Raw genomic sequence first — 3,501 nt, forward strand, 5'->3', positions numbered from 1 at the left:
AGATGTGTATAAGAGACAGACATCATTGCGGCCTGAACGTGAACGTGAGGTTGCGCTGGAACACGTCCTCGAAACCCTGGTAGGGCAACGGCTGGGCGCGCAGCACGGCATTTTCGATGGATGCCCGGCCAGCGGCATCGTAGGGGCAGCTGGAATCGACCTTGGCGCTCAGCACCTGGCCACCGGGTACCTGAACGATATGCACCTGGCAGGACGCGTTGGGCATGTTGTCCGGGCGCAGCCAGTTACTCGTCACCGTGTTCTGGATCGCGGCCAGGTACTGGCCCAGCTTGCCGGTGTCGCGGCCGTTGGTACCCGATTGCTTCTGGTCCGCGGGCGGCAGGTCCGGCAGGCCGTCGTCCTTGGCGTTCTGCAAGTCCTTCAATTGCTGCTCGGCCTGCTTTTTCGTGGTGTCGGCCTTCTTGGTCTGCGCCTTGGCCGCGTCGAGCTGCTTGAAGATCTCGTCGATCTCCTTCTGCTTCTCTTTCTTCTTCTGCTCCTGCTCGGCGTCGAGCTCGGCCTGGCGCTGGCGCTGCTTTTCCTCCTGCAGGCGCTTGGCGTCCTCGGCCTTCTGCACGGCGTCGTCGACGACCTTTTCCTGGTCCTTCAGGTCGGGCTGCTTCGGCGGCGGCGGAAGGGTCTCGACCTTGGGCTTCTCCGGTTGCGGCGGAGGCGGCGTCGGCACCACCGGAGGCGGCGGTGTCGTGTCCGGGGTGGGCTTCACCTTGGTGGCCTTGGGCGGCGGGCTACCCGTGGGGCCGACGAGGGTGGCCTCGATGATCTGGCCGGGCAGTTCCAGCGGAGCCGGGCATTTCAACGGGTTCCACTCCGCGGGCACGCCCAGGGCCTCGGCCCACTTCTCGTAGTCCGAGCACGGAATGACCGCGAGGCCCAGGAAGGCCACGATACCGATGTGCAGGAGCGCGGCGAGGAAGACCGCGCGGGGCGTACCGTTACGGTTTTCCATTCTGCGCCGACTGCGGCTGGCTCATCAGGCCGATCTTGGAGACGCCGGCCTCCTGGAGGATCGGGAGGATCGAATAGACCTTGCCATAGCCCACGCGCTGGTCGCCTGCGACCAGGACCTGGAGTTCCGGGTTGGCGTTATGGAAGGCCGTGATCTTGGTCCTGAACTCGTCGGCGCTCACCGGCTCGCGCTTGGCGCCGTTGGCGGTCAGGTAGATCTGGCCGGCCTCGTCGACCGACACCACGATCGGGTCTTTCTTGTCCTGCAGGGACTTGGCGTTGGTCTGCGGAAGCTGGATGTCCACGCCGAGGTTCATCATGGGCGTGGTGACCATGAAGATGATCAGCAACACGAGCATCACGTCGATGTAGGGCACGACGTTGATCTCGGATTTCAGCTTCCGCTTGTGCCGGCGGTAGACGTTGCGCATGGCCATCGTTCCGGCTCAGACCGTTTCGTCGGAGTGGATCTGACGCTGCAGCACGGACGAGAACTCTTCCTGAAATACCTCGTACCGCGATGCGATGCGCTCCACCTTGTTGGCGTAGCGGTTGTACGCCCACACGGCCGGAATCGCCGCGAACAGGCCCATGGCGGTGGCGATCAGCGCCTCGGAAATGTGCGGGGCGACGACCGAGATGGTCACGTCCTTCATCTCGCCCAGGCCCTGGAAGGCGCCCATGATGCCCCACACCGTGCCGAACAGGCCCACGTAGGGGCTGATCGAACCGACGTTGGCCAGGAACTCGAGGTTCTGCTCCAGCTTGCCGATCTCGCGGGTGCCGGCCACGCGCATGGCGCGCTCGGCGCCTTCCATCACGCGGTTGGAGTCGGTCACGCGGCGCTGGCGCTGGCGGGCGAACTCGCGGAAGCCGGCCTCGAAGACGTTCTCGATGCCATGCTGCCCGTCGCGGTTGCCCACCTCACGGAACAGGGCCGCCAGGTCGGCGCCGGACCAGAAGCGGTCCTCGAAGGTCTCGGCATTGTCGTGGGCGGTCTTCAGCTGGCTGTACTTGCGGATGATGATCACCCACGACAGGAACGAGAACACCAGCAAGAGGAGCATCACCAGTTGCACGGGCAGGCTCGCTTCCGAGACCAGCTTGAAAATGTTCAGTCCACCGTTCATCGCTTGAAGGCTCTCCGCCGGGTATCTGGGGCTTAGGTAAAGGGGAATTCGGGGGGAAACAGACCTGCCGGGATCTGTGCCGGACGCATCGTGTCGAGGTTCACGCACGCGGCACGCACCTTGGCGCGCACCAGCGGCATATCCCCCCGCACGATCTCCTGATCGAACAGCATACTGGCTGAACGGCGTTCTTTGATCGCTACCGTCACCAGGAGTTCATCATCCAGACGGGCCGGCCGATGGAAATCCAGGTGCATGTCGCGGACCACGAAGCCGAGCCCGGTCGCCTCACGCAGGGCGACCTGGTCGATGCCCTGGGCGCGCAGCCATTCCGTCCGGGCCCGCTCCATGAAGCGGACGTAGTTGGCGTGATACACCACGCCACCGGCGTCGGTGTCTTCCCAGTAGATGCGGACGGGCCAGCGGAACGGATTCATGCGTCGCCCGGGAACAGGTCCGGGGTGGCCGCCTGGCGCGGCGGCGGGGTCAGCCCGAGGTGCCGCCAGGCCTTGGCCGAGGCCATGCGACCACGGGCGGTGCGGATCAGGTAGCCCTGCTGGATCAGGTAGGGTTCGACCACGTCCTCGAGGGTGCCGCGATCCTCGCTGAGCGCGGCCGCCAGCGACTCCACCCCGACCGGACCGCCGTCGAAGCTCTCGATGATCGTGCTGAGCAACCGTCGGTCGAGGTCGTCGAAACCCTCCGCGTCCACCTTGAGCATATCGGTGGCCGCGCGGGCCAGCTCATGGGTGATCCGGCCATCGCCACGCACCTCGGCGAAATCGCGTACCCGGCGCAACAGCCGGTTGGCGATACGCGGGGTGCCGCGCGAGCGGCGGGCGATCTCGATGGCACCGTCCAGCTCGCAGTCGATATTGAAGATCCGGGCGGCGCGACGGACGATCGCCGTCAGCTCGTCGACGCTATAGAACTCCAGGCGCTGGATGATGCCGAAACGGTCGCGCAGCGGACCGGTGAGCAAGCCTGCCCGGGTCGTCGCGCCGATCAGCGTGAAAGGCGGCAGGTCGAGCTTGATCGACCGGGCGGCCGGCCCTTCGCCGATCATGATGTCGATCTGGAAGTCTTCCATCGCCGGGTAGAGCACTTCCTCCACCACGGGTGAAAGGCGGTGGATCTCGTCCACGAAGAGGACGTCGTTGGCTTCCAGGTTGGTGAGCAGAGCGGCCAGGTCGCCCGCCCGCTCCAAAACCGGGCCCGAGGTGGAGCGCACGTTGACACCCAGTTCGTTGGCGATGACGTGCGAGAGCGTGGTCTTGCCCAGGCCGGGTGGCCCGAAGATCAGGACGTGATCCAGCGCCCCGCCCCGTCGCCGCGCGGCCTCGATATAGATGGACATCTGTTCGCGCACCGTCTGCTGGCCGAGATATTCGGCCAGGCGGATCGG

5 protein-coding genes are annotated in these 3,501 nt (G+C 65.6%); all 5 read right to left on the bottom strand.

The annotated features are described in order from the left end of the window. Positions 1-22: 22 nt before the first annotated feature. Entirely contained in the window at positions 23-967 is a 945-nt protein-coding gene (locus ACR9ZJ_RS19055) for a cell envelope integrity TolA family protein (RefSeq protein ID WP_481288652.1), read from the bottom strand. Continuing rightward, positions 954-1,397, bottom strand: a complete 444-nt coding sequence (tolR, locus tag ACR9ZJ_RS19060) for a protein TolR (protein WP_306849581.1) — start codon at positions 1,395-1,397, stop codon at positions 954-956. The genes ACR9ZJ_RS19055 and tolR overlap by 14 nt, the downstream gene beginning before the upstream one ends. Positions 1,398-1,412: 15 nt before the next feature. Continuing rightward, positions 1,413-2,096 carry a protein TolQ gene (gene tolQ / locus ACR9ZJ_RS19065; RefSeq protein ID WP_306849579.1) on the bottom strand — a complete coding sequence of 228 codons (684 nt, stop codon included), beginning with the start codon at positions 2,094-2,096 and terminating at the stop codon, positions 1,413-1,415. A 32-nt stretch (positions 2,097-2,128) separates the two neighbouring features. Next, positions 2,129-2,533, bottom strand: coding sequence for a tol-pal system-associated acyl-CoA thioesterase (gene ybgC, locus ACR9ZJ_RS19070; protein WP_481288653.1), 405 nt, complete (start codon positions 2,531-2,533; stop codon positions 2,129-2,131). After that, the coding region (ruvB, locus tag ACR9ZJ_RS19075; RefSeq protein WP_481288654.1) for a Holliday junction branch migration DNA helicase RuvB at positions 2,530-3,501 on the bottom strand (972 nt) is incomplete at its 5' end. The genes ybgC and ruvB, both read right to left, overlap by 4 nt.

The organism is Luteibacter sp. KNZ12-1A, assembly GCF_056755675.1.

What these genes read in the sequence shown, in the direction of transcription:
- tolQ (WP_306849579.1), bottom strand. Translation starts at nt 2,096, where the DNA reads ATGAACGGTGGACTGAACATTTTCAAGCTGGTCTCGGAAGCGAGCCTG.
- ybgC (WP_481288653.1), bottom strand. Translation starts at nt 2,533, where the DNA reads ATGAATCCGTTCCGCTGGCCCGTCCGCATCTACTGGGAAGACACCGAC.
- ACR9ZJ_RS19055 (WP_481288652.1), bottom strand. Translation starts at nt 967, where the DNA reads ATGGAAAACCGTAACGGTACGCCCCGCGCGGTCTTCCTCGCCGCGCTC.
- tolR (WP_306849581.1), bottom strand. Translation starts at nt 1,397, where the DNA reads ATGCGCAACGTCTACCGCCGGCACAAGCGGAAGCTGAAATCCGAGATC.